This is a genomic window from Pseudomonas sp. LG1D9 (assembly GCF_002949995.1).
Classification (GTDB): Bacteria; Pseudomonadota; Gammaproteobacteria; order Pseudomonadales; family Pseudomonadaceae; genus Aquipseudomonas; species Aquipseudomonas proteolytica.
Genome location: NZ_CP026881.1, coordinates 3,239,999 through 3,264,962 on the forward strand (window position 1 = coordinate 3,239,999; position 24,964 = coordinate 3,264,962).

20 protein-coding genes and 1 riboswitch are annotated in these 24,964 nt (G+C 61.1%); of the genes, 12 read left to right on the plus strand and 8 right to left on the minus strand.

All coding sequences use genetic code 11. From position 1 onward, the window contains the following. The first annotated feature begins 274 nt into the window (after positions 1-274). Entirely contained in the window at positions 275-724 is a 450-nt protein-coding gene (locus C5F71_RS28920; protein ID WP_158682861.1) for a hypothetical protein, read from the plus strand. 180 nt (positions 725-904) lie between these two features. Here the strand turns inward: C5F71_RS28920 and C5F71_RS15280 are convergent, their stop codons facing one another. Further along, on the minus strand, positions 905-3,016 hold the full coding sequence (locus C5F71_RS15280; protein ID WP_177410406.1) for a TonB-dependent receptor: 2,112 nt from the start codon (positions 3,014-3,016) through the stop codon (positions 905-907). Between the two features lie 162 nt (positions 3,017-3,178). Between C5F71_RS15280 and C5F71_RS15285 the strand changes: the two genes are divergently transcribed. The 4 genes from C5F71_RS15285 (at position 3,179) to C5F71_RS15300 (ending at position 7,955) form a co-directional block, all read left to right on the plus strand. Continuing rightward, the gene (locus C5F71_RS15285) at positions 3,179-3,520 is read left to right on the plus strand and encodes a YceK/YidQ family lipoprotein (protein ID WP_104911445.1); all 342 of its coding nucleotides are present in this window, start codon (positions 3,179-3,181) and stop codon (positions 3,518-3,520) included. A gap of 150 nt (positions 3,521-3,670) precedes the next feature. Continuing rightward, positions 3,671-5,425 carry a carbamoyltransferase gene (locus C5F71_RS15290; RefSeq protein WP_104911446.1) on the plus strand — a complete coding sequence of 585 codons (1,755 nt, stop codon included), beginning with the start codon at positions 3,671-3,673 and terminating at the stop codon, positions 5,423-5,425. Beyond that, positions 5,418-6,323 carry a glycosyltransferase family A protein gene (locus tag C5F71_RS15295; protein WP_104911447.1) on the plus strand — a complete coding sequence of 302 codons (906 nt, stop codon included), beginning with the start codon at positions 5,418-5,420 and terminating at the stop codon, positions 6,321-6,323. Before C5F71_RS15290 ends, C5F71_RS15295 begins: the two co-directional genes overlap by 8 nt. Before the next feature lie 225 nt (positions 6,324-6,548). Further along, a complete protein-coding gene (locus tag C5F71_RS15300) occupies positions 6,549-7,955 on the plus strand; it encodes a hypothetical protein (protein WP_256587891.1) in 1,407 nt (468 codons plus the stop codon). Between the two features lie 2 nt (positions 7,956-7,957). Here C5F71_RS15300 and C5F71_RS15305 read toward each other — a convergent pair whose 3' ends face one another. After that, a complete protein-coding gene (locus C5F71_RS15305) occupies positions 7,958-8,614 on the minus strand; it encodes a phosphotransferase (RefSeq protein ID WP_104911449.1) in 657 nt (218 codons plus the stop codon). 124 nt (positions 8,615-8,738) lie between these two features. Between C5F71_RS15305 and msbA the strand changes: the two genes are divergently transcribed. The 3 genes from msbA (at position 8,739) to C5F71_RS15320 (ending at position 13,041) form a co-directional block, all read left to right on the plus strand. Further along, positions 8,739-10,559: a lipid A export permease/ATP-binding protein MsbA gene (gene msbA, locus C5F71_RS15310; RefSeq protein ID WP_029299179.1), complete on the plus strand. Its 1,821-nt coding sequence runs from the start codon at positions 8,739-8,741 to the stop codon at positions 10,557-10,559. Between the two features lie 105 nt (positions 10,560-10,664). Beyond that, positions 10,665-12,101, plus strand: a complete 1,437-nt coding sequence (gene hldE, locus C5F71_RS15315) for a bifunctional D-glycero-beta-D-manno-heptose-7-phosphate kinase/D-glycero-beta-D-manno-heptose 1-phosphate adenylyltransferase HldE (protein WP_029299178.1) — start codon at positions 10,665-10,667, stop codon at positions 12,099-12,101. Between the two features lie 10 nt (positions 12,102-12,111). Further along, positions 12,112-13,041: an NAD-dependent epimerase/dehydratase family protein gene (locus C5F71_RS15320; RefSeq protein WP_029299177.1), complete on the plus strand. Its 930-nt coding sequence runs from the start codon at positions 12,112-12,114 to the stop codon at positions 13,039-13,041. 46 nt (positions 13,042-13,087) lie between these two features. Here C5F71_RS15320 and C5F71_RS15325 read toward each other — a convergent pair whose 3' ends face one another. From C5F71_RS15325 to C5F71_RS15340, 4 genes are all read right to left on the minus strand, one after another. Then, entirely contained in the window at positions 13,088-14,053 is a 966-nt protein-coding gene (locus tag C5F71_RS15325; protein WP_029299175.1) for a hypothetical protein, read from the minus strand. Positions 14,054-14,094: 41 nt separating this feature from the next. Continuing rightward, positions 14,095-14,907, minus strand: coding sequence for an aldo/keto reductase (locus C5F71_RS15330; protein ID WP_029299173.1), 813 nt, complete (start codon positions 14,905-14,907; stop codon positions 14,095-14,097). Continuing rightward, positions 14,904-16,079, minus strand: coding sequence for an FAD-binding oxidoreductase (locus C5F71_RS15335; RefSeq protein ID WP_104911450.1), 1,176 nt, complete (start codon positions 16,077-16,079; stop codon positions 14,904-14,906). Before C5F71_RS15335 ends, C5F71_RS15330 begins: the two co-directional genes overlap by 4 nt. A gap of 85 nt (positions 16,080-16,164) precedes the next feature. After that, the gene (locus C5F71_RS15340) at positions 16,165-16,500 is read right to left on the minus strand and encodes a multidrug efflux SMR transporter (RefSeq protein WP_029299169.1); all 336 of its coding nucleotides are present in this window, start codon (positions 16,498-16,500) and stop codon (positions 16,165-16,167) included. A 201-nt stretch (positions 16,501-16,701) separates the two neighbouring features. Here C5F71_RS15340 and C5F71_RS15345 point away from each other — a divergent pair, with 201 nt between their 5' ends. Continuing rightward, a complete protein-coding gene (locus tag C5F71_RS15345; RefSeq protein WP_029299167.1) occupies positions 16,702-17,592 on the plus strand; it encodes a LysR family transcriptional regulator in 891 nt (296 codons plus the stop codon). Between the two features lie 23 nt (positions 17,593-17,615). Further along, the gene (waaA, locus tag C5F71_RS15350) at positions 17,616-18,893 is read left to right on the plus strand and encodes a lipid IV(A) 3-deoxy-D-manno-octulosonic acid transferase (protein WP_070996445.1); all 1,278 of its coding nucleotides are present in this window, start codon (positions 17,616-17,618) and stop codon (positions 18,891-18,893) included. 48 nt (positions 18,894-18,941) lie between these two features. Here the strand turns inward: waaA and C5F71_RS15355 are convergent, their stop codons facing one another. Then, positions 18,942-20,381 carry a TolC family outer membrane protein gene (locus C5F71_RS15355; protein WP_104911451.1) on the minus strand — a complete coding sequence of 480 codons (1,440 nt, stop codon included), beginning with the start codon at positions 20,379-20,381 and terminating at the stop codon, positions 18,942-18,944. A gap of 196 nt (positions 20,382-20,577) precedes the next feature. Next, positions 20,578-20,683: riboswitch (TPP riboswitch) on the plus strand. Between the two features lie 150 nt (positions 20,684-20,833). Here C5F71_RS15355 and thiC point away from each other — a divergent pair. Together thiC and cytX are read left to right on the plus strand one after the other, a co-directional pair. After that, positions 20,834-22,723 (plus strand): phosphomethylpyrimidine synthase ThiC, encoded by a 1,890-nt coding sequence (thiC, locus tag C5F71_RS15360; RefSeq protein WP_032862087.1) that lies wholly within the window; start codon positions 20,834-20,836, stop codon positions 22,721-22,723. A gap of 154 nt (positions 22,724-22,877) precedes the next feature. Next, the gene (cytX, locus tag C5F71_RS15365) at positions 22,878-24,167 is read left to right on the plus strand and encodes a putative hydroxymethylpyrimidine transporter CytX (RefSeq protein ID WP_104911452.1); all 1,290 of its coding nucleotides are present in this window, start codon (positions 22,878-22,880) and stop codon (positions 24,165-24,167) included. Here the strand turns inward: cytX and C5F71_RS15370 are convergent. After that, positions 24,136-24,882: an RsiV family protein gene (locus C5F71_RS15370; RefSeq protein ID WP_104911453.1), complete on the minus strand. Its 747-nt coding sequence runs from the start codon at positions 24,880-24,882 to the stop codon at positions 24,136-24,138. The genes cytX and C5F71_RS15370 overlap by 32 nt on opposite strands. Positions 24,883-24,964 lie beyond the last annotated feature (82 nt).

A 24,964-nucleotide genomic window follows, 5' to 3' on the forward strand; every position in this document is an offset into this window, starting at 1 on the left:
AATGATTGTTGAGTCGTTGTGCGCTCGAATTATTTGAGAGCGCAAAATCATGTCATGAAAAACTGATCTTAAGTGTATGTGGGGAGTTCTGTCTCGGATTAGTCCGATACTTCTCATTGGGTGTGTATGTGTTCGGTTATGTGGTTTTACATCTCGTGATGTTTGATCTTTATTTGAGTTTTTTGTGCTGTTGAAAGTTGTGGGTTGGGGATGTAGCTTTTGCGTTAACAGGTTGCGTGGCCTGTTAATGTCTTTAAGTTTGGAGAGTTTTATCATGTCTAATATTGGTAGTGTTTCGGGTTATAACTTTCAACCTTATGAGGGAGTTGGCTATAAGGAAAAAGATATAGCTCGGCCCAATAAACTGGATCTTACCGCTGGAGAGGATGCGCAAGTGCTTGATCCCCGCACCGGCACCTGGGGGCCGGCGGTCGCTGCTGGCGAGGGTCGAGGCAGGGCTCCTGAGGAGCCTATCGATAGGGAAATTCCCTATGACCCTACCGGCAAAAGCTACGGGCCGGCCGATGCTGCCGGTCAGGTGATAGATGTGGAGATTCCTTATGACCCTACGGGAAAGAGCTATGAATCTACCGACCCGGATGGTCAATTGATTGATGTGGAAATTCCTTATGATCCTACCGGGCTCTATGGTAGTACTCCGGACAAGAACGAAACCGATAAACCCGCTAGCACTCATCGTACTCACTTGAGTTCTATTCGGTAAGTTGGGTGGCTTCATAAGTAAATAGTTTGGCCGGCGTTTGTTTGGTCGCAATTGAGGAGTGGCGTCTAGTGCAGTTAAGGCATGTGGCGTCACTTTTTCCAGTTGCGCCTTTGTTTAACGATATGTCGTGGTGTTACAGCGACCGAGTAAGCGCCGGCAAGCCGGCGCCTCCTGGTGGGGTCAGAACTGATACTGGGCGCCGGCTCCGGCATACCAGGATCGCCCCGGTGCCGCTTCGTAATAGCGCCCGTTACTGTCGCCAACAATCACAGAGCCGACATATTGGCGGTCCAGCAGGTTATCCAGGCGCAAGGTCTGGTGAAAGGTCCAGTGTTCGACCTTCTGCTCAAACCGCGCACGCCAGTTGAAGACGCTGTAGCCCGGCGCAGCACGCTCCTGGTTGGTGTCCTCGACATAGATCTTGCTGCGGTACATGCCTTCGACGGCGGTGCTGACCCAGTCCCGTGGTTTCCAGTTCAGCTCGGCAAACAGCAGGGTCTGCGGGACGCCGGGCAGGTAGTTGCCTTTGTCGATGGTTTTGCTGTTGTTGCTGAAGTCACTGTCGTAGGTAGCTTGCAGGCGGGTGTAGGCGAGGTTGGCGCTCCATTGTTCGCTCAGTTGGCTTTCGATGCCCAGTTCAAAGCCGCGGCGCAGGGTGCGGCCGGCGTTTTGGTAAGTGCTGCGGCCGCCACTGGACTGCTGTACCACCAACTCGTCATCCGTAGTGATCTGGAACAGCGCAGCGTTGATTCGGGTGTCTTGACCAACCCGTGCTTTCAGGCCGACCTCATACTGCTTGCTGACTGAGGGTTTTAGCGCAAAGTTGAAGCCATTTACTGCGCTGGAGTAGGCCAGTTCTGCCTGTGTTGGTGTTTCGAAACCTTTCCCTGCGCTCACATAAGCGTGCAAGTCCGGAGTGAAGGCATACATGGCGCTGATCGATGGTGTGTTTTTTTGGTAGGTCTTGCTGCCGCTATCGTTGCCGTCATTGGCACTCACAAAGTGATCATCAACGTCCATTTTCATCGTGCTGTGGCGTAGTCCAGCTTGCAGGGTCCAATTGCCCAGTAGCCAGTTGGCCTGGATGAATGGATCGATGCTGGTGGCAGTATCAATTTCGTCACGGCCCAAGGCGCCTTTTACGCCATGCTCACCATTGACGGTGTTGGAATACCCTTGACGATCATCCTCACTACGGTCGTAGTCGAGGCCAGTGATCAGGGTCAGTTCTCCCGGAGCGCTGATGATAGGTTGCAGCCAGTGGGCTGAGCCTCCATAGAATTTGCGGTCAAAGGCCACTACCCCTCCGCGCGCGTTGGCGGGGTTGGGATTGCCATTGGCGAACTTGTCTGGAATCGACAAATACTGAATCACACTCCGCCGCCCCGTATAGGCATTGACCTGCAACGTCGCATCGCCCATGTAGCGCTCGTAATTCATCCCCAACTGCTGGTGATCGATGCTCTTGCGTGTGTTGTACGTCAAGGCGTTGCTGCTGACCGAACGTGGGTCGGCCTTGTAGCCCGCCCAGGTCTGCCCCAGCGGATCCTGGGTGCCATTCTGCTCCAGGCTGCTGTAGATCAGGGCCAGCTTGCTGTCGTCATCGGGTTCGACGTTGAGCTTGGCGAAGGTCTGGTCGCGGCGAGCGCTGCTGTGGTCGCGGTAGCCGTCGGTGTCCATGCGCGAGGCGTCGAGGACAAACCCGGCGCCCTGTACCGCGCCTTCGGCGCTGAGGTGGTTCTTGTTCAGGCCGTCGCTGCCGAACAGGGTTTCGGCGCCGATACGTGGTGCGCCCTCGCCATTGCGCGAGAACATCTGGATCACCCCGCCGGCGTTGCTGCCATACAGGGTGGCGGCTGGGCCGCGCAGTACTTCTATGCGCTCGGCGGTGTCAAGGTTGAACGTTGCCGCCTGGCCCTGGCCGTCCGGGGTGCTGGCGGGGATACCATCGGCAATCAGCTTGATCCCGCGTACGCCAAACGCCGAGCGCGCGCCAAAGCCACGGGACGAAATCTGCAAGTCCTGGGCGTAGTTCTGCCGGTTCTGCACCACCAGCCCCGGCACGCGGGACAGGGCCTCCGAGGCGTTGATGCCCAACTGGCCATCGCTGATCTGCTCACGGCTGATGCTGTCCACCGAGTAGGGCAGGTCGAAGCTGCGACTGGCGCTGCGCGAGCCTGTCACCACACTGGGGTCGAGGATCAGTGGGGCATCTTCTGCCTGAGCGGTTTGCGGCAAGCCCAGCAGGCTAGGGAGCAGCATCGCAATACAGGTGGGAACAACAACTTTCATGAGCAAGCCAACTTCCATGACGCGCAGCGCAGGCGCGGAAAAAAGGGCGCGAGTTTAACGATTCTGCGAGGCTTTTCCGAAGAATATTCCCGCACATTACCGGCATATTCGTCTTACGCAGTCTTGGGTTAGGCTGCCCCCTCATGCCAAAGAGGGTTGCCCGTGAATCCTACAAACATTCTGCTGTTTGCCGCCATTGTCCTTTCGACCACGGCCTGTGGCACCCTCGATACGGTGTTTCGCGAAGATGCGGTGGCCAGCCAGCGCCTCAAGAACCTGCGCAGCCATTGCGAGAGCGTGCCCCGTATCTACAGCGGCGTGGTGTACGACTTCTGCTCCCTCAATGGCGAACCCAACAGCAAAAAAAGCCTGGACGAGCAGCAGATCGGCCCGCTGCCCTGGATTGCCGTTGACTTGGTACTGTCAGGTGTTCTCGATACTTTGGTACTGCCCTACACCGTCTATCGACAGACCCATGATGGCAGTATCGAGATCTTCCGCTGATACCGCTTGTTTCTCCGTGCCATTTGCCGCTAGAGGCGTTTTGCCGCTTTTAAGCTATAATCCCGCCCTTTAGCTTTTCTCGCCGAGGCGAGGAGCACACATTTTTCAGGCGCCAGCGCCTGCATGCAGACTAAAAGAGGCTAGACCCCAGTGGCATTGACGATTCTTGGCCTGTCCGGCGCCCTTAGCCATGATCCTTCCGCAGCGTTGTATATCGACGGCAAGCTGATCGCGGCCGCCGAAGAAGAGCGCTTCGTACGCGATAAACATGCAAAGAACCGCATGCCCTACGAATCGGCGAAGTTCTGTCTGGAGCAGGCCGGTATCAAACCTTGCGACGTTGATGTGGTGGCGATCCCGTTTGCCCCGATCAGCTTGTTCGGCGAGGCCCGCTGGCACTATGCCAAGCGTTACTGGTATGCACCGGACCGCGCACTCGATGCGATCCTGATGGGCAACCGTCGCTACAAGCGCTACCGCAACAAGATTGTCTGGTGCCTGGAGCAACTGGGCTTTGATCCGAAGAAGATCAAGATCGAGCCGGTCGAGCACCACCTGGCCCACGCTTCCAGCGCTTATCACTGTTCGGGCTTCCAGGAGAAGACCGCGATCCTGGGGATCGATGGTAAGGGCGAGTACGCCACGACCTTCTTTGGCTATGGCGAGAACGGCAAGATCCACAAGATCAAGGAATTCTACGATCCGGACTCCCTCGGCGGCCTGTACGGCGCGATCACTGAGTTCCTCGGTTTCGAGATGCTTGATGGCGAGTTCAAGGTCATGGGCATGGCGCCGTATGGCGATGCCAGCAAGTACGACTTCTCGCGCCTGGCCTCCTTTGAAAACGGCGAGTTGGTGATCAATACCGACTACGCCAACGTCATTGGCCTGCGCCGCTATAAAGAGAAAGGCAAGGGCTTCTACTTCTCGCCAAAACTGATCGAGTGGCTGGGTCCCAAGCGCGAAGGCGATATCGCTGACGAGCCGTACATCCACTACGCAGCCAGCATGCAAGCGCTGTTCGAGAAGCTGGCGTTGCAGATGATCGACCATTACCTGGGCGATATCCTCAAGGAAACCGGCAAGCTGGCCTTCGCCGGCGGCTGTGCGCTGAACGTCAAATTGAACCAGAAGATCATTGCCCGCGACGACGTCAAGGAGCTGTTCGTGCAGCCAGCGTCCGGCGATGCCGGCACCGCGGTAGGTGCGGCGGCCTATGTGTCCCATGCCCGTGGTGTACCGGTAGAGAAGATGGAGCACGTCTATCTCGGCCCGTCCTACAGCAACGAGGAAGTGATTGCCGCGTGCGCCAAGCACCCGAGCAAGCCGAAGTGGCGCCAGATCGAGGACATGCCCAAGCGCATCGCCCAGATCATGGTCGACGGCAACCCGGTGGCCTGGTTCCAGGGCCGCATGGAGTTCGGTCCGCGTGCCTTGGGCGGACGTTCGATCATCGGTTGCCCGAGCGCCGTGGGCGTGGCTGACCGGATCAACCACCAGATCAAGTTCCGCGAGCGCTGGAGGCCTTTCTGCCCGTCGATGCTCGACACCGTGGCCCCGCAAATGATCAAGGTCGATCACCCGGCCCCGTTCATGACCTTCACCTTTGAAGTGGCGGAAGAATGGAAAACCCGCGTGCCGGAAGTGGTCCATGAAGATGGCACCTCCCGCGCCCAGGTGCTCAAGCGCGAGTACAACCCGCGCTACTACGACATGATGAAAGAGCTGGAAGTGCTGACCGGCAACGGTGTGTCCCTGAACACCTCGCTCAACCGCCGTGGCGAAGCGATGATTTGCTCGCCGACCGACGCCCTGAACATGTTCTTCGGCTCGGACCTGCAGTACCTGATCATGGAAGACATCCTAGTCGTCAAAGATGGTGTGGAAGGGCAAGTCATTGACTGAAGCACTGATTGGCGTCGTCATCCCTGCCTATAACTATGCGCGCACCCTTGGGCGCGCGGTTGAGTCGGTGCTGGCGCAACTCGACGAAGCCGATGCGCAGTTGTTGGTGATTGATGACGGCTCTACCGATGAGACGCCGCAGGTGCTCGAGGCGCTGTTGGCTAAGCACCCCGGGCGATTCCGCGCCCTGCGCAAGCCCAATGGCGGCCTGGCCTCGGTGCGCAATCGTGGGATTGAAGAGTCTGCGGGCCAGTATCTGATGTTTCTGGACGCCGATGATGAAATGGCCCCAGGCGCCCTGGCCCTGGTCGCGCAGCATATTGCCACCCATCCCGACAGTCGCTTGATCATCGGTGGCCACTGGTCAGTATTTGAAGATGGCAAGCGTCGCCTGCATGCCGTCAAGCCGCTGCCGGCCACCCCCTACCAGCGGGTGCGCGGGTATTTGCTGGAAAAAACCATCGCGATCTCCAATGGCGCCTGCGCCATGCACCGGGACATCTTCACGGTGGGCAACTACCCCGAACGCATGCGCAACGCCGAGGATATTCCGGTGTTTGCCCAGGCCCTGGCGCGCGTGCCCTGCACAGTCATCGACCAGCCGCTGGCGCTGATCTACAAGCATGGGGACAGCTTGCGCCATGACATCAATCACAGTGTCGCGGCAGGCGTGAGCCTGGTGGACGAGGTGTTCTCGCCGGTGCGTATGCCGGCAGAGCTGCAAGGCTTGCGCCGTGCGTTTCTCGCACAGCGCTGCTTGTCTTTGTTTCGCAATTGCTTAAGTGCCGGGGAGTACACGCTTGCCAAGCAGTTTTACTGCCAGGCGGTGCGTACAGACTGGCGCGCCCTGACGCGCTGGTCGTACACACGCAAGGCGCTTCAGCTGCTGTTCAAGTAAGCGTTTTATAGCCTGTTACGCTACGCCGAGAATGACCAGTACAGCGCCCGGTTTGATTGCAATCACTGGGCGTCGGTTTTTTGCGGTGCAGTGGTTTTCTGGAACATATGTTTTCAAATCTTGTGCACACGATGTGACGCCAGGTTTTAAGGGGGGGGTGTGGTTGGTATAAGCAGCAAGTTGTGGGCTCGGGCTTTGAGCGTGGTCGTCGAGCATCCCGTTCGAGTGGCATTTTTTGGGAGCCTGCTGCTATCCCTGATCGCGGTACTGGGTGCCGCGACTGTAGGGCGTGATGCTGCGTTCTACCTGACCATTGCCCAGGACGTCCTAGACCATGGTCCGAAATCCGCCTTTGCGGTATTCAACTGGCCCTGGTTCTCCCTGCTCCTGGCGGGTACCCATTCGGTTTCAGCCCTGCCCATAGAACTGAGTGCTTACCTGTGGTGTTCACTGTTTGCAGCGGGCACCTGTGCGCTCTTGGTTGACTGCGTTCGCCAGCGCTCGGTGCAGGTTGCACCCTGGGCCTGCCTGGTGGTGCTGGCGATGCCGGCGTTCAACCAGTTTCGTGGCGAGATCCTGCGCGAGTTCGGCTTCTGGTTTTTCTGCATCCTGACGCTGTGGCTGGCCATGCGCTGGCAGGCCCGTGGTGGCTGGCTGCGGGCGGCAATCATTCATCTGGCGATTGTCGCGGCGGCAGCCTTCCGCCTGGAGGCGTTATTGCTGTTGCCGGCGCTGGGCCTGTGGCAGTTGCCTGGCCTGTGGGTTCGCGAGCGGCGTCTGGCGCTCCTGCAATTCATCGCGTTGCCGCTGCTGGGCGTGGTGGCGGGTATGGTGCTGGTCTCGGCCACGGGTGGTTTTTCATCGGGCCGCGTTGCCTACTATCTGGACTTGATCAATCCAAACAGTGTATTGGCGTCGTTTGATTTGCTGCGCGAGCAGTTCTCCCGATCGCTGATCAACAAGTACTCCCAGGATGAAACAGGGCGCATCATCTTTTTTGGCATCCTGGCGGCCATGGTCATCAGTTTTGTGAATATTTGCGGGCCCTTTGCCGTGCCTTTTTTACGGGGGCGCAACTGGCAGGCAATCAAGCTCTACTGGCATGAGTACCGGCCTTTTGCCTGGGCTGCGGTGTTGTACCTGTTGGTGTTGCTGCTGTTCTTTATTCAGCAGCAGTTCATGAACGTGCGTTACATGAGCTTCTTGAACCTGCTGTTTGTACCGGCGCTGGCACTGGCGCTGCAGATGTTTGCCCAGCAGTTCCCGCGCCTGGGCAAGGCCCTGGTGGCGGTCTGCCTGTTGGTGATGTTGTCCAATGTGGTGTCCACCGGGCCCGGCAAGGTCCAGTACGTCGAGGCGGGGCGTTGGATGGCGGCGAATGTCGAGCCGGATGTCCCGGCGTATTTCGATGATGGCCGTATCGGCTATTACGCTGGTCGCGGTTATCAGCTCCAGCAATTGACCCGGGAAGTGGCCATGTCGCCGGCTTATGCGGATAAATTCCGCTACTTCCTGATCGAAGCCCGCGGCAACGAACCCTGGCTCACCGGTTGGCTGGCCGAGCGCAACCTGCGCATCGTCGAGCGCTTCGCCAATCGCCGAGGCGCCACGGTACTGGTCATCGGCCAGTGAGATCAGTCCAGTAGTTGCCGCAGGCGCTCAATCAGTGGCGCCTGTTGACTGCCCGCCGGCAAGGCCTGGCGATAGCCATTGAAGAAGGCTTGCCCGGCGTCATCGCCCAGTAGCCATTGCCGATCCTCGGCATAGCGCCGCAGGTGGCTGAAGTTGCGCCGCCGTTTGCTCTGGCTCAGCGGGGTGGCCTGGCAGCTCAGGTCGGCAATGTCGATCAAGCCCAGGGTGTTTTCCGGTGTCAGGACCACGTTGCCAAAGTGCAGCGAACGAAAGTACACGCCCTTCTCGTGCAATTGCGCAATGAAGCCGCCCAGGCGCCCACGCAGGGCGTCGGCGTCGGCCTTGGCGAGTTTCAACTGGCGGATGGTTTCCCCGGCCAGCGGGCTGTAATACACCGCATCCCGCGCAATGCTGGGGATGCGATACACCGCAATGATGCGCGGGCAGGGGATGTCCCGTTGCTGCAATGCGCGGGTGTTGTTGGCGAAGCGTTGTGCATAGGGGTAGAACAGCGCCGAACTGAGCAGGCGCTTGCGCCGGAACAGTTTGAGCATGCAACCATCGGTCAACCGGAGCACCTTGTCGCCAGAACCATCGGCTTCCAGCACCTGCGCGCCGGCGCGCAATGCCTCATAGGTGTTGTGATCGATTACTTGCATGCCTGACTCCCATCAATAGCCGGTCATCTTAACCGACTTGGCGCAAAGCTGGCCCATGCTCATGTTTTTTGGGGCGAAGAGGCCTGTGATATGATCCGCGCCTTACTGATTTGCGCGGATTCCCATGAGCAGTCCTGAACCGAAAACCCAGTCGACGCTGGCGATTTACTTCCGCCTCCTGACTTACGTACGGCCTTATGTGGGTCTGTTCATCCTGAGTATCGTCGGGTTCCTGATCTTCGCATCGACCCAGCCGATGCTCGCTTACATCCTCAAGTATTTCGTCGATGGCCTGGCGAACCCCGAGGCTAGCCTGTTCCCCGGCAACCCCTATCTTGGCAAGTTGCAGTTGCTGGAAACCGTGCCGCTGATGATCGTGCTGATCGCAGCCTGGCAGGGCGTGGGCTCGTTCCTCGGTAACTTCTTCCTGGCCCGGGTTTCCCTGGGGTTGGTCCACGACCTGCGCGTGGTGCTGTTCAACAAGCTGTTGGAGTTGCCCAACCGCTTTTTTGACAAGAACAACTCCGGCCACCTGATTTCCCGCATTACCTTCAACGTCACCATGGTCACCGGGGCTGCCACCGATGCGATCAAGGTGGTTATCCGTGAAGGCATGACCGTGATTTTCCTGTTTTGCACCCTGGTCTGGATGAACTGGAAACTGACCCTGGTGATGCTGGCGATCCTGCCGGTGATCGGCATGATGGTGAACAGCACCAGCCGTAAATTCCGCAAGCAGAGCAAGAAAATCCAGGTGTCCATGGGCGACGTGACCCATGTGGCCTCCGAGACGATCCACGGCTACCGTGTGGTCCGCAGCTTTGGCGGCGAGCAATATGAAAAGGTGCGCTTCGAGCAGGCGAGCCTGAGCAATACCGAGAAACAACTGGCGATGACCAAGACCGGCGCGGTGTACACGCCGATGCTGCAATTGGTGACCTACAGTGCGATGGCCGTGGTCATGTTCCTGGTCCTGTATTTGCGCGGCGATGCCTCGCCTGGCGACCTGGTGGCCTATATCACCATGGCTGGCCTGCTGCCCAAGCCGATTCGCCAGCTTTCCGAGGTCAGCTCGACCATCCAGAAGGGTGTGGCGGGCGCCGAGAGTATTTTCGAGCAGTTGGATGAGCCGGTAGAAGTCGACCAGGGCGTGATCGAGCATGAACGCCTGGCTGGGCGTATTGAAGTGCGCAACCTCAGCTTCCAATACCCGGAAAGCGACAAGAAGGTGCTCAACGACATCAGCTTTATCGTCGAGCCTGGGCAAATGGTCGCGCTGGTGGGGCGTTCGGGCAGCGGCAAGTCGACCCTGGCCGGCTTGATCCCTCGCTTCTACCAGCATGAGCAGGGGCAGATTCTGCTCGATGGCGTACGCGTGCAGGATTTCACCCTGCGCAACCTGCGCCGGCAAATCGCCTTGGTGACTCAGCAGGTCACCCTGTTCAACGACACCGTGACCAACAACATCGCCTATGGCGACCTGGCTGGCGCGCCCACCGATGCGGTACACCACGCCGCTCGCGAAGCGTATGCCGATGAGTTCATCGTGAAGATGCCCCAGGGCTATGAGACCCTGGTAGGCGAGAACGGCGTACTGCTGTCCGGCGGCCAGCGCCAGCGCATTGCAATTGCCCGGGCCTTGCTCAAGGATGCGCCGCTGCTGATTCTCGACGAAGCGACCTCGGCCCTGGATACCGAGTCCGAACGCCATATCCAGGCGGCCCTGGACCATGTGGTGAAGAACCGCACCACCCTGGTGATTGCCCACCGCTTGAGCACCATCGAGAAAGCCGACCTGATCCTGGTAATGGATGACGGCCAGATTGTCGAGCGCGGGACCCATGTCGAGTTGCTGGCGAAGAATGGCTACTACGCCCGCCTGCACGCCAAGGAGTTCGAAGAAGGCGACCCAGTGGCGCCCTCCCATGTGACGGATGCCTATTGAGGCGCCAGGGGCGCCGGGCTGCGATCGACCGCCAGGATTGAATCGGTCGATGCTTTTCCCTGTGCTAATATCGCGCCCCTGTTCATTTTGTATGTGGGTTGCTCCATGAAGTTGTCCATGCCGCGATTCGATCAAGCCCCTGTCTTGGTGGTCGGCGATGTCATGCTCGACCGTTACTGGCATGGCGGTACCTCACGGATTTCCCCTGAGGCACCGGTACCGGTAGTCAAGGTCGAGCAAATCGAAGACCGCCCAGGCGGCGCTGCCAACGTTGCCCTTAACATCGCCGCCCTCGGCGCCCCGGCCTCCCTGGTCGGCGTGACCGGCGACGATGAAGCCGCCGACAGCCTGACCAACAGCCTGCGCGGCGCTGGCGTGCGTGCCCTGTTCCAGCGCATCGCCCACCAGCCGACCATCGTCAAGCTGCGGGTCATGAGCCGTCACCAGCAGTTGCTGCGTATCGACTTTGAAGAACCCTTCGCCACCGACGCCCTGGCCCTCAGTGAGCAGGTCGACGAGCTGCTCGAAGGCATCAAGGTGCTGGTGCTGTCGGACTACGGCAAAGGCGCATTGAAAAACCACCAGATGCTGATCCAGGCCGCCAAGGCCCGTGGCATCCCGGTGCTGGCCGATCCCAAGGGCAAGGATTTCTCGGTCTACCGAGGCGCCAGCCTGATCACGCCGAACCTCAGCGAATTTGAAACCATCGTCGGCGGTTGCGTCGATGAGCACGACTTGGTGAGCAAAGGCGCAAGCCTGATGGCCGACCTCGACCTCGGCGCCTTGCTGGTGACCCGTGGCGAACACGGCATGACCCTGCTGCGTCCCGGTCACCCGGCCATGCACTTGCCGGCGCGTGCGCGGGAAGTGTTCGACGTCACGGGCGCCGGCGACACCGTCATCTCCACCCTGGCGGCAGCGATTGCGGCAGGGGAGGAGTTGCCCCATGCGGTAGCCCTGGCCAACCTGGCAGCGAGCATCGTGGTGGGCAAGCTGGGTACGGCGTCCATCAGTGCCCCGGAACTGCGTCGCGCAATCCAGCGCGAGGAAGGCTCGGAGCGTGGTGTGTTGAGCCTGGAGCAATTGCTGCTGGCGATTGACGATGCCCGTGCCCATAACGAGAGCATTGTCTTCACCAACGGCTGCTTCGATATCCTGCACGCCGGCCATGTGACCTACCTGGAGCAGGCTCGCGCCCAGGGTGATCGCCTGATCGTGGCGATCAACGATGATGCTTCGGTCAGCCGCCTGAAAGGCCCTGGCCGACCGATCAACAGCGTGGACCGGCGCATGGCGGTCCTGGCTGGATTGGGTGCGGTGGATTGGGTGATCAGCTTCTCCGAGGGCACTCCGGAAAACCTCCTGGCCCAGGTCAAGCCAGATGTATTGGTCAAGGGTGGTGACTACTCGGTCGACCAGGTGGTCGGTGCCGATATCGTCAACGCCTATGGTGGCAAGGTCAAAGTCCTGGGGTTGGTGGAAAACAGCTCGACGACCGCGATTGTCGAAAAAATCCGCCAAACCAACGATGCCGCTCAATAGGTTTACCGCTATGTCTGATGCTCTCGTACTGATTACCGGCGGTGCCGGCTTTATCGGTTCCAATCTGGTCGATGCACTGCTTGCCAAGGGCTATGCAGTGCGCGTGCTGGATAACCTGTCCACCGGCAAACGCAGCAACCTGGCGCTGGACAACCCGCGCCTGCAACTGCTGGAAGGCGACGTGGCCGACGCTGCGCTGGTCGCTCGTGCGGCGGTGGGGGCGACAGCCGTAGTGCACCTGGCGGCAGTCGCGTCGGTGCAGGCGTCGGTGGATGATCCGGTCAGTACACACCAGAGCAACTTCGTGGGTAGCCTGAATGTCTGCGAGGCCATGCGCCAGGCCGGGGTCAAGCGCGTGGTGTTTGCCTCCAGTGCCGCGGTGTATGGCAACAACGGCGAAGGCGACTCTATCGACGAGCAAACCGCCAAGGCACCGTTGACGCCTTATGCATCGGACAAGCTGGCGAGCGAGCACTACTTTGACTTCTACCGTCGCCAGCATGGCCTGGAGCCGGTGATTTTCCGCTTCTTCAACATCTTTGGCCCGCGCCAGGATCCTTCATCGCCGTACTCCGGGGTGATCAGCATCTTCAGCGAGCGCGCGCAAAAAGGCCTGCCGATTGCCGTATTCGGCGACGGTGAGCAAACCCGGGACTTCATGTACGTCGGGGATCTGGTGGCGGTGCTGGTGCAAGCGGTGGAAATGGCCGAAGCGCCTCTGGGCGCGATCAATGTCGGCTGGAACCGCACCACCACGCTCAAACAGTTGCTGCAAGCGCTGTCGGAAATCGTCGGCTCGTTGCCGGCTGTCAGCTACACAGAGCCGCGTTCAGGGGATATTCGGCACTCCAGGGCCAATAACCAGCGCCTGGCGGCGAGCTTCACGTTGCCTGAGGCGACGCCGCTGAAGACGGGCCTGGAGAAACTGCTGCACGGCTGAGCCCTTATTCTCTGTAGGAGCCGGCCTGGCTCCTACAGGGGAGGCGTCAGCGTCCTGCTTTTTTCGGCACCATCTTGCGCAAGATCTGCCTGGCCCGCCCGGTCAGCTGGCTCAACTTCGATTCCTTCTCCGGCGCGCTCAGGCCCTGTTGCCTGAGCCAGTCCTTCCAGCGGATCCGCTCATCGCGCACCAGCCAACCTTCCTGCTGGGCAAAACTTTCGGCCAGGTACAACCCGCGCGTGCTCGCTGGCACCAGTTGATCCTTTTTCAAGGTAAACAGCTCGGCGCAAGGCTGGCCGTCCTTCAGGGGCATCAGGTACAAGTCCGGGCGCTGGCGGTCCAGGCGCGCCACCAGTTGGTCGCCCTCCAGGCGTTCGTCCACATGGAACAGGCTCAAGGACTTGGCTTCCTTGGGCACTTCCAGGCGCAGGTCGTAGATCAATTGCAGTGAGGCCGTGGGGAGGTGCACATAGGCCCGGGGGCGTTCGATCAATTGCATGTTGGCGCAGCGCACCGGGCGGGCAGCGCCGGACAGCGGCGACAGGCGAAACGGCAAGGCCTCGCGGTAATGCAGCGCGCTGGAGTAGGGCGCCGGCAGCCAGGTATCGTTGAAGCGCCCGCCCAGCCAGCCTTCCGGGGTTTCCAGCAGGCACTCCTCGGCGATTTCCTGGATGGCAGTGTGCAGTGGCAAGTTCAGTTCATGGGCCGGCACGTAGCCGGAAATCAGCTTGAGCACCACGTCGCCACGGTCCTGGCGACGCTGGCGCACCAGTACCCAGTAATCGCGGTTTTGCCAGTGCAGTGTCAGGCGCACGGACACCCCGAGGTTGGCCAGTTCCAGGGCGAAGCGCTCGGCATCCGCCACTTCCACCGGCTTGCGTCGCTGCAGAGTCTGGGCAAAGTTGAGCGGCATGCCCACGCTCTGGTAGCTCAGGCCTTCGGGGGTGGCTTCGACGTACAGCGGCAGAGTTTTAAAGTTACTGGGGTTTTTTCTTATGAGCGTTCGCGGCATGTCGGCTCCTTCTTGCGTCGGGGTCGGCCGCGTCGGCGGCATCAGGATTGGCGAATGATCTTGGCAGCGGTTGCCACATTATGGGCAAGGTGCAGCGGGTTGATGGTCCCGACAATAGCACTGGCCACGCCCGTTTGCGCAAACAACAAGATGAAACTGGCGTGAATTGGATCCACTCCCGGCTCAAGGCACGCATGCCCACTGGCCAGGGCCTTTTTCACCAGGATGCCTTTGCCGTGGGCGGCGGCATAATCAATCACGGCTTTTTCGTCTTGCTCGTTCAGATTGTAGGTGACCATCGCGCAATCACCTTGTTCCAGAGCCTTCACCCCGCCCTCGACGGTTTTGCCGGAAAAGCCGAAACCGCGAATCTTGCCCTCGGCCTTGAGGTCCGCCAGAGTCTGGTAGACCTCGCAGTCGTTGAGAATATGCAAGTCGTTGCCGTCGGAATGCACCAGCACCAGGTCGATAAAATCCGTTTCCAGGCGTTTCAGGCTGCGCTCCACGGACAGCCGGGTGTGGGCCGCGCTGAAGTCGTGACGGGACACGCCGTCGGCAAATTCTTCGCCGACCTTGCTGACAATCACCCAGTCCTGGCGCTGGCCACGCAGCAGCGGGCCCAGGCGTTCTTCGCTGTGACCATAGGCGGGGGCGGTGTCGATCAGGTTGATCCCCAGCTCGCGCGCCTGGCGCAGCAACATCCGCGCCTCCTCATCGTTGGGGATCTGGAAACCATTGGGGTACTTCACCCCCTGGTCGCGCCCCAGTTTCACGGTGCCCAGGCCCAGCGGCGACACCAGCAGGCCGGTGCTGCCCAGGGGGCGATGAAGGTCATGCAGCGTCGGCAGGCTCATGGCAACAATTGCTCCCAGGCGGGTTGGGCGATGGCGGGGCGAGGCAGTTGCGGCAATGGTTCGCTGGGTGTCGGCTGGATGCCGTCACGTTCCAGGGCGTTGAGCACCCGGTCGGCGAAGTCCGGCGCCAGGGCCAGCTTGGTTGGCCAGCCCACCAGCAGCCGGCCCTGTTCGGCGAGGAATGCGTTGTCCGGCCGGGTCAGGCCCGTTTGCAGGGGCTCGGCGCGATCCACCCGCAGGGTCGCCCACTGGGTCTGGCTCATGTCGATCCACGGCAGCAGTTGCGCCAGCTCCTTTTGCGCGGTGGCGATCTGCTCGGCGGGCGTGCGGTGCACGCCTTCGGTCTCGGCAATATCGCCGCCCATGTACCACACCCAATTGCCGTCAGCGGTCGGGTGCGTGGTGATGGTGATCCGTGGCTTGGTGCCCCCGCCCAGGCAGTGCGCGTACAGGGGTTTGAGGCCGGGTCCCTTGGCGATGATCATATGCAGCGGGCGCTTTTGCATGGCCGGCTGGCTCAGGCCCAGGGTGGTCAGCAGTTCGGCGGTGCCGCCGCCGGCACTCAGCACGATGCGCTGGGCACGAATCGCTCGGCCATCGACTTTCAGGCCAACCAGGATGCCACCCTCAAGCAGCGGCTCGATCTGTTGCCCGGCGAGCAGGCCGTCGCCGGCCAATTGCGCCAGGCGCTCGATCAGACTCGGCACATCCACCACCAGTTCGGCCAGGCGATAGACCTTGCCCTTGAAGCGGCGGTCTTGCAGGGCCAGCGGCAAATCGTCGCCCTTGACCTGGTCGACGCGGCCGCGCACCGCCTTGCTGGCGAAGAAGCTGGTGAGGTTGCCGGCCAGGGTGCCTGGCGACCACAGGTAATGGGCCTGGGACAGCAGGCGCACGCCCGTCAGGTCCAGCTCGCCGGTGCCGGCCAGCGCCTCGCGCCAGCGTCGTGGCATATCGGCAATAGCTTCAGAGGCGCCGGTCAGGGCACCGTGCAAGGCGTATTTCGCACCACCGTGAATGATCCCCTGGGACTTCACGCTCTGCCCGCCACCCAGGGTCGCGTTCTCCACCACAATCGTGGAAAACCCCTGGCTACGCAGGCGCGCATTGAGCCAGAGGCCGGCAACCCCGGCGCCGACAATCAGGACGTCGGTGGAAATAACGGATGGCATGGGGCGACCTCAGTGTTCAGAACAAGAGGCCAAGTATACAGACTCGACGGCGGGATCTTTGCTCAGGATCAACAACTGTAGGAGGTCAGTGGCCTGCCGTTTTCGAAAACAGCTGAATCACCACCACCCCCAGCACAATCAAGCCCATCCCGAGCATCGCCGGCAGATCGAGCTTCTGCCCATAGATAAACAGCGCCGCGATGCTGACCATGACAATGCCCATCCCGGCCCATACCGCATAGGCCACGCCCACCGGGACGGTGCGCACCACCAGAGTCAGCATCCAGAAAGCCACGCCATAACCCACGATCACCAACAGCAGGGGAATCGGCGTGCTCCAGCCCTTGATTGCTTTCATGGAAACGGTAGCGATCACCTCCGAGCAGATGGCGATAGCCAGGTAGTAGTAGGCGACGTTCATGGGGCAATCCTCGGGATGGGCTCAATACTGTAGGAGCGAGCTTGCTCGCGAAAATCGTTAACGGTCATGCGCATAACCTGGTTGAACGTGGTGTTCTCGGGTTTTTCGCGAGCCAGCCCGCTCCTGGAAAGGCTGGCATTTTAGTGCGTTATCAGATGGGGTAAAGTCATTACCTATCCGAATTAAAGATGGGTTTGACCAATGAGCGTGCAATGGAACCTGGAGCAGATGCGCCTGTTTGTCAGCGTCGCCGAACAGCGTTCTTTTTCGGCGGTGGCCCGGGACCAGCGCAAGGCGCAGTCGGCGGTAAGCAATGGCATTGCCTTGCTGGAGGCCGACCTTGGGGTGAGCCTGTTTGATCGTAGCAGCGGTCGCCAGCCCCGGTTGACCGAGGCCGGTACGGTGCTGCTGGAGGAGGCCCGGGAAGTGCTGCGCCAGTGCGAGCGTCTCAACGGCCGCGCTCTGTCCTTGATGCGTGGCGAAGAAGCGCGGCTGCGCCTGGCCCAGGACGAAGCCATGTTGTATCAGCCGGTACTCGATAGCCTTGAGGCATTGGCCGGGAAGTTTCCTAGCCTGGAAGTGCAATTGTCGAGCACGGCCCAAGGTGATGTCGCACGCAAATTAGTCGAGCGCAAAGCGGACCTGGGGTTGCTGTTCTACCACGACCAGATCCCCGAGGCCCTTGAGCGGCGGGTGGTTGGCAGCGTGGAGATGGTCACGGTGTGCGGCGTCGGGCATCCGCTGGCCAGCGGCGGTTTTGTCGATTGCCAGCGCCTGGCGCAGTTTCGCCAGTTGCTGATGTCGACCCAGACCAGCGTCTACCCCGGTAGCGAGGCGGCCAGCCCGCAGGTGTGGCGTGCCGACAGCTTTTACGTGTTGGCCGAGTGGCTGGCGCGTGGCCTGGGCTGGGCTTGGTTACCGCGACATGTGGTGCAATACCCGACGTATCAGGGGCAGATGGTCGAGTTGGATAGCGAATGGACGCCACCGGCCCTGGTGGTAGAGCTGGTTTGGCGTCGGGATGAGCCCCTGGGCCCGGCGGCGCGCTTTCTGGCCGAACGTTTTACCGAGTGTTTGCAGGCGATCGGCTGAAAAAGCCGATAAACTCCGGCGCCATGAATAGAACTCTCTACAGCTGTCTGTTTTACCTGGCGCTGCCGTTGGTGGCCTTACGTCTATGGCTGCGGGCACGCAAGGCGCCGGCCTACGCCAAGCGCGTCAGCGAACGCTTTTCCTACGGGTTGCCGCTACTCAAACCCGGTGGGATCTGGGTGCACGCGGTGTCGGTGGGCGAGAGCATCGCCGCCGCGCCGATGATCCGTGGTTTGCTGGAGCGTCATCCACAGTTGCCGATCACCGTCACCTGCATGACGCCCACCGGTTCCGAGCGGATCCAGGCATTGTTCGCCAATGAGCCGCGCATCCAGCATTGCTACCTACCCTACGATTTGCCGTGTGCCGCCAAGCGCTTTCTGGACCGGGTCCAGCCCAGGCTGGCGGTCATCATGGAAACCGAGTTGTGGCCCAATCATATCCACCAGTGCGCCAAGCGCGGGATTCCGGTGGTCCTGGCCAATGCGCGGCTGTCGGCACGCTCGGCCAAGGGCTACGCACGTTTCGCCAAACTGACTGCGCCGATGCTGGCAGAAATGAGCCTGTTCGCCGTGCAGACCGCCACCGAGGCCGAGCGCTTTCGCAGCCTGGGCGCACGCCCGGAAACGGTCGAAGTCACCGGCTCGATCAAGTTTGACCTGACCATCGACCCTCAGCTGTTGGCGCGCGCCGCTGCGTTGCGTGAGCAGTGGCAGGCCAGCGAGCGCCCGGTGTGGATCGCCGCCAGTACCCACGAGGGTGAAGATGAAGTGGTGCTGGCGGCCCATCGGCAGTTGCTCGCCAGCTATCCCAACGCCCTGTTGATTCTGGTGCCACGGCATCCGGAGCGTTTCAACACGATGTTTGAGCTGTGCCAGCAGCAGGGTTTTGCCACCGTGCGGCGCTCCAGCGGCGCGCCGGTCAACGCCCAGACCTCGGTATTGCTGGGCGACACCATGGGCGAGCTGCTGTTTTTGTATGCCTTGGCCGACAGCGCTTTTGTCGGCGGCAGCCTGGTGCCCAATGGTGGGCATAACCTGCTGGAGCCCGCTGCGCTGGCCAAGCCGGTGATCAGCGGCCCGCACCTGTTCAACTTCCTCGAAATCGCCGCGATGATGCGCGAAGCCGGGGCGTTGCGGGAGGTGGAGGATGCCGAGGGCTTGGCCGAGGCGGTGCGGCAGTTGTTTGAGCTGCCGCAGGATGCGCAGAAGATGGCGCAGGCGGGGCTCAAGGTGATGCAGGGCAACCAGGGGGCGTTGAAGCGTTTGCTCGATGGTATCGATCGCCTGATCAACCGCTGACCTTGTGGGAGCGAGCAAGCCCGCTCCCACATTTGTTATGCGGTGGGTTTAGTTGCTGGGGCGGGCCTTCAGTTGCTCGGCCGCAGCCTTGGCCAGGTCCGGTGGCAGGAAGTCCTTGTCCGGGTTGTAGTCAGCCTTCAGATACCGCGCCAGATCCTGCAGATCCCCCGGGTTCAACGTCCCCGCCGCCTGCTTCAGGCGCAGGTTGTCGAGGATGTAGTCATAGCGGCTGTTGTTGTAGTTGCGCACCGAGGAGTAGAGCTGGCGCTGCGAGTCCAGCACATCGACGATATTGCGCGTGCCCACCTGGTAACCGATTTCCGTGGCTTCCACTGCGCTCTGGTTGGAGATGATCGACTGGCGGCGGGCCTGCACTTGCTCCACATCGGTATTCACCGCGCGGTGCAGGTTGCGGGTGTTTTCCACCACCTGGCGGCGCAGGCCTTCGCGTTGCTGCTCGGTCTGGCCCAGGCGCGAATATGACTCGCGCACCTGGGAGCTGGTGAGGCCGCCGCTGTACAGCGGGATATTCAGGCGCAGGCCGATGGTGCGTTGCTCGACATCACCACGATAGTGCTGGCCGAAGGCGTTGGGGTTACTGAAACCGAGGGCGTCGTTGTCGCCTTTCTCGTATTGCGCCACCGCGTCCAGGGTCGGCGCGTGGCCGGCCTTGCGCTGCTTGAGGGTCTCTTCGGCAGCCGTCACCGCATAGTTGCTGGCCAGCAGGTTCAGGTTCTGTCGCCCGGCGGTGTCGACCCAGGCTTTGGCGTCGTTCGGTGCCGGCGGCAACACCGGCAGCGTGTGGACAATGCCCTGGATCGCGTTGTATTGGCGGTTGGTCAAGGTGATCAGCGCTTCAAACGCGTCATCCACCTGGCGCTGGGCGAGGATCCGGTTGGCGCGTGCGGTGTCGTAGCTGGCCTGGGATTGCAGTACGTCGGTCTTGTCCGACAGGCCCACGTCGAAACGCTCGTTGGACTGGTCCAGCTGGCGCTTGAAGGCCGCTTCCTCGGCCTTGGTCGAGGCCAGGTTGTCCTGGGCGCGCAGCACGGCGAAGTAGTTTTCGGCGCTTTGCAGGATCAGTTCCTGCTCGGTGGCCGAGAGCTGCAGGGCGGCTTGTTCATTCACGGCTTCGGCAGCCTGCAGCTGGAACCAGCGGTCGGCACGGAACAGCGGCTGGCTGAGGGTCGCGCGCCAGGTGTGGGCGTCGCGATTGGCAGTGGCCGAGGGTGTGTCGATCTGGGTGCGCACGTTGTTCACGTCGGCGCCGGCCGAGAGGTTGGGCAGCAGGCCGGCCCGGGCCTGGGGCACCACTTCTTTTTGCGCGCCGTATTGGGCACGGGCGGCGGCCAGGTCGGCGTTATTGTCCACCGCTTCCTGGTAGACGCTGACCAGATCGGTTTTGGTCGACAAGGGCGCTTCTGCTGCCCAGACCATTCCATTGGTCGCACAAGACACGGCAAGAGCCAGTGAAAGTTTGCGCAGCATGAGGCGATCCCTAGGTAAATATTACGGCGATAATTTAGCGCCCAAGGCTACGACGAGCAATCCATAGCGTCAAGGCGTTGAGACAGTAGCCGAGTGTAGTGGCCGCACTGCGGCACAACAATCCTGTAATTGCGCCATTCATCACGCTGAATGCACCGCTATTGGCAATTTGCCTGCTCCATGGTCTAGACTGGCCGCGTTCTTGTCGGGGTGCCTTGCTATGAGGCTGAGATCGGTAAATACCGGATCCCGTTGAACCTGATCAGGTTAGCGCCTGCGTAGGGAACAAGATTTCTCGTCACCCGGCGAGTCCTCTTGTGCTTCGTCCGGGATGTTGTTCGACCATCGAACAGCCCTCGTGCACCAAGCACAGCACTGGTTCCAGTGCGTCCGTCCGTCACAGGTTCGCTCCGACAAAAATCCACTGCCTGGATGTGTCTGGAGAGCCCGTGATGAGTACAAAACTAAAAAACACCGTGCATTTGAGTGAGTCGGCCAAGGTTGACTCGGGATCCGTGCAGCCGTTTACCCGCTCGCAAAAAGTCTATGTGCAGGGCACCCGCCCGGACATCCGCGTACCGATGCGCGAAATCAGCCTCGACGTGACGCCCACCGACTTCGGCGGCGAGATCAATGCGCCCGTGGTGGTCTACGACACCTCCGGCCCGTACACCGACCCCAACGTGATTATTGACGTGCGCAAAGGCCTGGGCGATGTGCGCTCGCCGTGGATCGAATCCCGTGGCGACACCGAGCGCCTGTCCGGCCTGAGCTCGCACTTCGGCCAGCAGCGCCTGAGCGATGCCGAGCTGACCGCCCTGCGTTTTGCCCATGTGAAGAACCCACGCCGCGCCAAGGCCGGGGCCAACGTCACGCAAATGCACTACGCGCGCCAGGGCATCATTACCGCCGAGATGGAATACGTCGCCATCCGCGAAAACATGAAGCTTGAAGAAGCCCGCGCGGCCGGCCTGCTGACCCAGCAACACGCCGGCCACAGCTTCGGCGCCAGCGTGCCGAAAATCATCACCCCCGAATTTGTGCGCGAAGAAATCGCCCGTGGCCGCGCCATCATCCCGGCCAACATCAACCACACCGAACTGGAACCGATGATCATCGGCCGTAACTTCCTGGTGAAGATCAACGGCAACATTGGCAACAGTGCCCTGGGCTCGTCCATCGAAGAAGAAGTGGCGAAACTGACCTGGGGCATTCGCTGGGGCTCGGACACCGTGATGGACCTGTCCACCGGCAAGCACATCCACGAAACCCGCGAGTGGATCATCCGCAACTCGCCGGTACCGATCGGCACCGTGCCGATCTACCAGGCCCTGGAAAAAGTCGGCGGCGCTGCCGAAGACCTGACCTGGGAGCTGTTCCGCGACACCCTGATCGAACAGGCCGAGCAGGGCGTCGACTACTTCACCATCCACGCCGGCGTGCTGCTGCGCTATGTACCGCTGACCGCCAAGCGGGTGACCGGTATCGTTTCCCGTGGCGGCTCGATCATGGCCAAGTGGTGCCTGGCGCATCACAAAGAGAACTTCACCTACACGCATTTCGATGAAATCTGCGAAATCATGAAGGCCTACGACGTCAGCTTCTCCCTCGGCGATGGCCTGCGCCCGGGGTCGATTGCCGACGCCAACGACGCCGCGCAGTTCGGCGAGCTGGAAACCCTTGGCGAACTGACCAAGATCGCCTGGAAGCACGACGTACAAACCATGATCGAAGGCCCGGGCCATGTGCCGATGCAGTTGATCAAGGAGAACATGGACAAGCAACTGGAGTGCTGTGACGAGGCGCCGTTCTACACCCTCGGCCCGCTGACCACTGACATTGCACCGGGCTACGACCACATCACCTCAGGCATCGGCGCGGCGATGATCGGCTGGTTCGGTTGCGCGATGCTCTGCTACGTCACGCCCAAGGAACACCTGGGCCTGCCGAACAAGGATGATGTGAAGACCGGCATCATCACCTACAAGATTGCGGCCCACGCGGCGGATTTGGCCAAGGGCCATCCAGGCGCGCAGATCCGTGACAACGCCTTGAGCAAGGCGCGGTTCGAGTTCCGCTGGGAAGACCAGTTCAACCTCGGCCTGGACCCGGACACCGCGCGCTCCTATCACGACGAAACCCTGCCCAAGGATTCGGCCAAGGTCGCGCATTTCTGCTCGATGTGCGGGCCGAAATTCTGCTCGATGAAGATCACCCAGGAAGTGCGTGAGTACGCGGCCAACCAGCGCATCGAGGCGGTGGATGTGGATGTGGCCAAGGGCTTGGCCGAGCAGGCAGAGCGGTTCAAGCAGGAAGGCAGCCAGCTCTACAAAAAGGTCTGATCCGAGATCGCAGGCGCCTGTAAGGGCCTCATCGCGAGCAAGCCCGCTCCCACACTCGACCGCATTCCAGAGGTGGAACTCGATCGAGTGTGGGAGCGGGCTTGCTCGCGAAAGCGACCTCTCAAACAACAAATACTCCTCAGAGATTCCACCCTTGAGCATTCAACCGAGTACCTACTCTCCCGACATTGCCGTCCCCATAGACAAACGTGTCTTCGGCGCCCGCGATCTGTTCTCCCTGTGGTTCTCCCTCGGCATCGGCCTGATGGTCCTGCAAACCGGCGCGCTGCTGGCGCCGGGGTTGGGCCTGTCGGGGTCGTTGTTGGCGATCTTCCTCGGTACCCTGGTGGGTGTGCTGTTGCTGGCCGCCGTCGGGGTGATCGGCAGTGACACCGGCCTATCGTCCATGGCCGCCCTCAAGCTCAGCCTGGGTGCCAGAGGCGCTAGCCTGCCGGCGCTGTTGAACCTGCTGCAACTGATTGGCTGGGGCTCGTTCGAAATCATCGTCATGCGCGATGCCGCCAGCCTGCTGGGCACCCGTGCCTTCAACGAAGGCAGTCTGTGGGCCAGCCCGTTGCTCTGGACGCTGTTCTTCGGCGGCCTCGCCACCTTGCTGGCGGTCAGTGGCCCGCTGACCTTCGTGCGAAAGATCCTGCGCAAGTGGGGGATGTGGCTGCTGCTGGCGGCCTGCCTGTGGCTGACCTGGAACCTGTTCGCCAAGGCCGACCTGGCCGCGTTGTGGGCCCAAGCGGGCGATGGTTCGCTGCCGTTTGCCGTCGGGTTTGATATCGCCATTGCCATGCCGTTGTCCTGGTTGCCGCTGATTGCCGACTACTCACGCTTCGGCAAACGCGCAACCCGAGTGTTTGGCGGCACGGCCCTGGGCTTTTTTATCGGCAATTTCTGGCTGATGAGCCTGGGCGTGGCTTACACCCTGGCGTTTGCGCCCAGTGGTGAAGTCAACGCGCTGCTGCTGGCGTTGGCCGGGGCTGGCCTGGGGATTCCGCTGTTGTTGATTCTGCTGGATGAATCAGAAAACGCCTTCGCCGATATCCACTCCGCGGCGGTATCCAGCGGCATGTTGCTACGGGTGAAAGTCGAACACCTGGCACTGGCGATCGGGCTTGTTTGCACGCTGATCGCCTGCTTCGCGCCCTTGGCCCAGTATCAGAATTTCCTGCTGTTGATCGGCTCGGTATTCGCGCCGCTGTTTGGCGTGGTGCTGGTAGATCACTTCATCCTGCGCCGGCGTGGCCAGGCGCGGCCTGCAAGCCTGCGCTGGCCGGCGCTGCTGGCCTGGCTGGGCGGTATCAGCACCTATCATCTGTTGGCCAATCTGTACCCGGATATTGGCGCGACCCTACCGGCACTGGCGCTGGCAGGGCTGCTGCAATTTATCCTCGGGCGCGCCTTCAGGGGCGTACGGGCACCAGCTCCGGCTTGATGATGCCGTCGAGGCGCGCGTAAGGAATCTGCAACTCGACGTGGCCCATGGCGTAGGGCGCAATGGTGGTCGTAGGGTACTTGAGCACCACCGCGCCGTAGGTCAGCGCCACGTTCGGGGTTTTCTGGAAGGGCCAGCTTTTCACGTACTCCGGCTCCAGGCTCAGGCGGGTGCTGATCAGCCAACTGTTGTGGGCTACCTGGGCGGCTTTCCAGAACGCGTCTTCCTTGCCAGGGCGCAGCATGTCCGCCAGGGTCAGGTTTTTTTGCTGTTGGCGTGAGTAGTTGATGAAGCCGCGGCCAGGCTCGCCATGGGCGCCGCCGGTGTCCAGGTAGCTGGACAGTTCGATGATCACCAAGCCGTCATGCTGCTCCCGTACCTTGGCCTGCAAGTACATGCTGTTGCGTGGGCCGGACTCGCGCAGGAATTTTTCCCGATAGGCGTTCAGCGACGCCGGCAGTGGCGCGCCGGGAGTGGTGCGGGTCATTTCCAGCAGGCGTTGCTCGATCAAGGCGTCGAGCTTGGGCTCGTTGGCGAAATGCACCGTATCGATGTTCACCAGTGGGCAATCGGCAGTGGTGCAGCCCGGTTGCACCACTTCGGATGCATCGCGGGTGGCTTCCAGCGGCGCGCGGTAGCTGGGTTGGAACAGGCTCTGGCAAGCGCCGAGCGTCAAGGCAATACAGGCCACGGAGGCGACTTTTAACAGCGACATGGGCGTCCTTCATAAAGCGGAGAAGAGCGAAAGATATGGGGCTTCGACTGTCGGCATCCCAGTCAGTTCGCCACTAAGCTGA